Raw genomic sequence first — 5,258 nt, forward strand, 5'->3', positions numbered from 1 at the left:
GGTCGGCCTCGGCCGCCGAGATCGTTGCCGGTGCCCTGCAGGACCGTAAGCGGGCCGAACTGGTGGGCCTGACCAGCTTCGGCAAGGGCTCGGTGCAGACTGTTATCCCCCTGCGGGGCGGCATGGACGGGGCGCTGAAGCTGACCACGGCGCGCTACTACACGCCATCGGGCCGCTCCATCCAGCAGACCGGAATCGAGCCTGACCTCGAGGTGGCCGCCAGCCGCGCCGAGGCCCAGGCCATCGCCAACCGGGCCTTCCAGTTCAGCGAGGCCTCTCTCCGCAACGCTCTGACCGCGGGTGAGGGCCAGGCGCGCAGAGGCGCGCACGAGCCGGCCGAGACACCGCCCGAGTCCTTCGACGAAAAGAAGGACTTCCAGCTGGTCCGCGCGCAGGATGTGCTGAAATACGGGTCCGTGGCCGCGACACCCAAGCTGCCCAAGCCTGAAGCGCGGTTGGCCGAGGTGATCGGCCCGCGGGACAAGGTCGCCACGGCACCACAGCCAAAATAGTCCCTGAGTCTGCCGCGCTTGGCGGGCTTTATGGGGCTTAAGGCCTTCGTTAACCATGTTCGCGCAGAACCGGGTTCAGGCTGGTCTGTAGGATGAGGTTCGGCGAGCCATGGCAATGTTCTCAAAAAAGAGCCTGACGCCGGCTGCGGCGTCACCCCAACCCGCCGTCTCCGGGGCGATGGGCCAGCTACGCGCGGCCCTTGCCAATCCCTACATCAGCGCCGGCGGCGCTGCAGGCCTCTTCCTGGTGATGCTGACCGGGCTGGTGCTGGTCATCGGCGATCCAAAGGCTGGGGCACCGGTCATTCGCCTGCCCCTCGCCCAGGCTGTGGTTGCAGCCGCCCCCCCCGGCTGGCGCGAAGCCCTGACCATTGACGGCTCTGGGCCAGGGATCGTCGAGGAGATCTTCGAGCTCTCGGAGACGCCCATCACAGACGCTGAACCCATGGGGGAGGCGGTCATCACCCTGCCAGGCGCACCGGCTGTGCGCCGGGTCCAGGCCCTGCCCCCGGCCCCGATCGCAGGCCTGTTCAATCCCGGGCCCAACGGCCCGCTCCCTGTGATCGCTGCCAACGGCCGAACGCCAGCCCAGGCCTATGCCCGCCCCTTCCAGTCCAATGGCAAGCCCAAGGTCAGCCTGATCGTCGGCGGCCTGGGCCTGAACAGTCGCGCGACCCGTGAGGCCATCGAGACCCTGCCAGGCGAGATCACCCTGTCCTTCGTGCCCTATGCCGAGGGTCTGCAGGGTTGGATCGATCTGGCCCGGGAGCACGGCCATGAGGTGTTGCTGGAAACCCCCATGGAGCCGGTGGATTACCCCGATAATGATCCGGGGCCCTATACCCTGCTGGCCAGTTCTGGACCGGCTGAGACCAGTCGAAGGCTGGAGTGGCTGATGTCGCGGGCCACCGGCTATTTCGGCCTCACCAACTATCTGGGTTCACGGTTCTTGAGCTCCGACCCCGCCATGGCCACCTTCACCACGGTTCTGAAGAGCCGTGGCCTGGCCTTCGTTGATGACGGCCAGGCCGCCGGGCGCGGCCTGGGCATTCCCCGGGCTTCGGCCGGGCGGATTATTGATGAACAGCTGTCGAGCGAGGCCATCGACGCCCAGCTTCTGGCCCTTGAGGCCCAGGCCCTGCAGAACGGCCAGGCGCTCGGGTCGGGCTTTGCCTATCCCCTGACCATTTCTCAGGTGGCTCAGTGGACGCAAGCCGTGGAGGCTCGCGGTTACCAGCTGGCCCCGGCCTCGGCCCTGACAAAACGATGAGCGGGCGATGAGCCCCGAGTCCGAGGTTCCGGCCCATCTGGTGCCCTACAGGCCCAATGTTGGGGTCGCCCTGTTTCGCCCTGACGGTCGGGTCTGGTTTGGGCGCCGGGCCGGGGCACCAGGGCCACGAAACTGGCAGTTTCCCCAAGGGGGCGTCGACCCAGGCGAGGACCTTCAAGCGGCCGCCCTGCGGGAGCTGGCCGAGGAGACCGGGGTGCACTCCGTCACGGTCCTGGGGCGCACCGACGGCTGGCTGACCTATGACTTTCCCCCTGAACATGCGGGCTCGCCGATTGGGCGAGACTGGAAAGGGCAGAGGCAGGTGTGGTTTGCCCTGCGCTTTGAGGGCGACGATCGGGAAATAGACCTGGACGCCCATTTGCCCGCGGAGTTTGACGCCTGGCGCTGGGGACGGCTGGCCGAGGCCCCGCAAATCGTGGCGCCTTTCAAACAGGCCATATACAGACAGGTCGTCGACGCCTTTGCGGTCTTCGCCGCCGGCTGATCGCGTCCTTCTGTCCGCAAGGAGACCCATGGCCGCACCCGTCATCATGGTGCACGGCGCCTTCTGCGGCGACTGGACCTTCGAGGCCTTTCAGGCCCCCTTTATCGCGGCGGGTCATGCGGTGACCTGCCCGGCCCTGCGCGGACATGGGCACGGCGACACGGCAGGGACCGTGGTGGGCGTTTCAATGCTGGATTACGCCGCCGACATTGCCGCCCTCTGCCGTAGCCAGACTGAGCCCCCCATTCTGGTGGGCCATTCCATGGGGGGGCTGGTGAGCCTGCTGGCGGCGAGACGCGCGCCTGTGTCAGGGCTGGTGCTCCTGGCACCGTCGCCGCCATGGGGCGTGGCGGGCTGGTCCCTAGAGGAGGGGGTAACCGCCTTTGGTCTGCACCTTCTGGGCCCATTCTGGAGCCAGGCCGTGTCGCCAGACAGGACCTTGATGCTCCGCTACAGCCTTGATCGGCTGCCGCCGGGGGCCCGGCGTCCGATCCTCGAGCGCCTGCGTCCAGAGAGCGGCCGGGCGCTTTGGGAGACGCTGAACTGGTGGCTGGACCCGATGATGACCACCAGCCTGGGGGCTCAGCTTCAGGCCCCGGCCTTGGTGATGGTGGGGGACCGTGATGTCGTTCACCCCCCGACGACGGCGCGGCTGACCGCCAGCCGCATTGGCGCGGACCTCAGGGTGATCCCTGGCATGAGCCATTGGCTGCCAGGGGAGCCTGGGTGGGAGGTGGTGGCGCAATCCGCCCTGGACTGGATCGAAACCCAGGCGACGGCGACCGCCTGAGCCGTCTCAGGCGGTCACATGTCTGGCAGGCCGGGCCGGCAAGGGACTCGGCGGACGTCCTGCAGACCTTAGAACGTGCGTTCGCTGAACAGCAGGGTGGCCTGATCGTAGCGACGGTCCAGGGGGGTATCGTCGGGGTTCTTCAGCTGAACAAAGACCAGACCCGTGGATTCGGTGTCCGTGAAATGCTCCCAGGAAAGGGTGACGCGCTTGACGTTGTCCGCCCCGACCATGAAGTCGTTCCGCTGCATGCGCAGGCGGGGTTCCTGAAGGAATGCCCAGATGTTCAAGGCCTCAACGATGGGGGTCTCGCCACCGATGGCGTAGTTGATCTGGACATTGCAGACATTGTCATTGGCGCCCTTGGGCAGCACGGAGATGACAAAGTTGCGGTCGCCGCCGAGGGCCATCTGATAGCTGCCAGAGCGGCGGTCACGGCGCATGCCCAGATCCTTGGCCACGTCCTCGACGCTCTTAGCTTCCCGCACCATGGGCAGGCAGGCTCGGGTCAGGACAGACAGCACCGCCGCGCCATCGCCGGTGGTGGGCAGAACGGGCGGGGGCTCGGCGGCCGGTGCGGGCTCGGCGGCCGGTGCAGCAGCGGCCTCTGGCGCCGGATCGACGACATCCTGGGCTAGGGCGGGTCCCGAGAGACCTGCGAGCAGGACGAGGCTGGCGATAACGGTGCGCATGAGTGTCTTCCCTGACTTGATGCCCTTGGCAGGGCTTGGTGGCATCACACTAAAGCCGGGCCGATACCGCAAGACCTCTCACGCGTCTTTGACGACTTCAGCGCCGGGGTGACGCCCAGACAGGCGTCAAGCGACCGCGGGGGCCGCTTGCTCCGCCAGAATGGTGAGGCCGCTAGCGGTCACATCGGCAAAACCGCCCTTCACCTCATAAACGGTCTCGCGGCCTTCGTTACGCACGATCACACGGCCCTCCCGAAGGGTGGCCATGAACGGCGCGTGGCCCGCCAGGACCCCGAAGTCGCCTTCGGTTCCGGGCGCGTCCACCTGATCGACCAGGCCCGCATAGAGCTCGCGCTCCGGCGAGACGAGAGAGAAGTGCAGCTTGTCCGCCATGATCCCTAGGCTTCCGATGCGAGCTTTTCGGCCTTGGCCACCGCATCTTCGATGGTGCCGACATTGTAAAAGGCCGGCTCAGGCAGGTGATCATATTCGCCGTCGCAGAGCGCCTTGAACGAGCGGATGGTGTCTTCCAGGCTGACGAAGATGCCGGGCGTGTTGGTGAACTGCTCGGCCACGTGGAAGGGCTGCGACAGGAAGCGCTGCATCTTCCGGGCGCGGGCCACGATCAGCTTGTCCTCTTCCGACAGCTCATCCATGCCCAGGATGGCGATGATGTCCTTCAGCGCCTTGTACTGCTGCAGGATCTCCTGGACCCGACGGGCCACGGCATAGTGCTCCTCGCCGATCACCAGCGGGTCCATGATCCGCGAGGTGGAGTCCAGCGGGTCCACGGCGGGGAAGATGGCCTGGGCGGCGATGTCGCGGCTCAGCACGGTGGTGGCGTCAAGGTGGGCGAAGGAGGTGGCCGGCGCGGGGTCGGTCAGGTCATCGGCGGGCACGTAAATGGCCTGGACCGAGGTGATTGACCCCTTGTTGGTCGAGGTGATGCGCTCCTGCAGATTGCCCATCTCGGTAGCCAGCGTCGGCTGATAGCCCACGGCCGAAGGGATACGGCCGAGCAGGGCCGACACTTCCGAACCTGCCTGAGTGAAGCGGAAGATGTTGTCGATGAAGAGCAGCACGTCCTTGCCCTCTTCGTCGCGGAAGTACTCCGCCTGGGCGAGGCCGGTAAGGGCGACCCGGGCGCGGGCACCGGGGGGCTCGTTCATCTGGCCATAGACCAGGGCGCAGCGGGAGTCGCCGCCGCCGCCAGGCTGGTTCACGCCCGACTCGATCATCTCGTGATAGAGGTCGTTGCCCTCGCGGGTGCGCTCACCCACGCCGGCCAGAACCGAGTAACCGCCATAGGCCTTGGCGATGTTGTTGATCAGTTCCTGCATGGTCACGGTCTTGCCCACGCCGGCGCCGCCGAACAGGCCGATCTTGCCGCCCTTGGTGTAGGGGCAGAGCAGGTCGATAACCTTGATCCCGGTGACCAGGATTTCCGCCGAGGTCGACTGTTCGGCGAAGGAGGGCGCTTCCCGGTGGA

At 66.7% G+C, this 5,258-nt stretch carries 7 protein-coding genes; 4 read left to right on the forward strand and 3 right to left on the reverse strand.

The genetic code is table 11. The features are described from left to right. The 4 genes from MH112_RS01055 to MH112_RS01070 form a co-directional block, all read left to right on the forward strand. Positions 1–512 (forward strand): S41 family peptidase (locus MH112_RS01055; RefSeq protein ID WP_296562827.1); only part of this gene is annotated, 512 nt, incomplete at its 5' end. Between the two features lie 109 nt (positions 513–621). Then, positions 622–1,782, forward strand: coding sequence for a divergent polysaccharide deacetylase family protein (locus MH112_RS01060; protein WP_296562828.1), 1,161 nt, complete (start codon positions 622–624; stop codon positions 1,780–1,782). Between the two features lie 7 nt (positions 1,783–1,789). After that, positions 1,790–2,287, forward strand: a complete 498-nt coding sequence (locus MH112_RS01065; protein ID WP_296562830.1) for an RNA pyrophosphohydrolase — start codon at positions 1,790–1,792, stop codon at positions 2,285–2,287. A gap of 28 nt (positions 2,288–2,315) precedes the next feature. Further along, positions 2,316–3,077, forward strand: coding sequence for an alpha/beta hydrolase (locus MH112_RS01070; protein WP_296562832.1), 762 nt, complete (start codon positions 2,316–2,318; stop codon positions 3,075–3,077). A gap of 68 nt (positions 3,078–3,145) precedes the next feature. Here MH112_RS01070 and MH112_RS01075 read toward each other — a convergent pair whose 3' ends face one another. The 3 genes from MH112_RS01075 to atpD form a co-directional block, all read right to left on the reverse strand. Then, complete coding sequence (locus MH112_RS01075; protein ID WP_296562834.1) at positions 3,146–3,769, reverse strand: hypothetical protein; 624 nt, start codon at positions 3,767–3,769, stop codon at positions 3,146–3,148. Positions 3,770–3,895: 126 nt separating this feature from the next. Continuing rightward, entirely contained in the window at positions 3,896–4,162 is a 267-nt protein-coding gene (locus MH112_RS01080) for an ATP synthase F1 subunit epsilon (RefSeq protein ID WP_296562835.1), read from the reverse strand. A 5-nt stretch (positions 4,163–4,167) separates the two neighbouring features. Then, positions 4,168–5,258, reverse strand: a 1,091-nt coding sequence (gene atpD / locus MH112_RS01085) for a F0F1 ATP synthase subunit beta (protein ID WP_296562836.1), incomplete at its 5' end; no start/stop codon positions are given.

The organism is Phenylobacterium sp. (assembly GCF_022402485.1).
Taxonomy (GTDB): Bacteria; Pseudomonadota; Alphaproteobacteria; order Caulobacterales; family Caulobacteraceae; genus Phenylobacterium.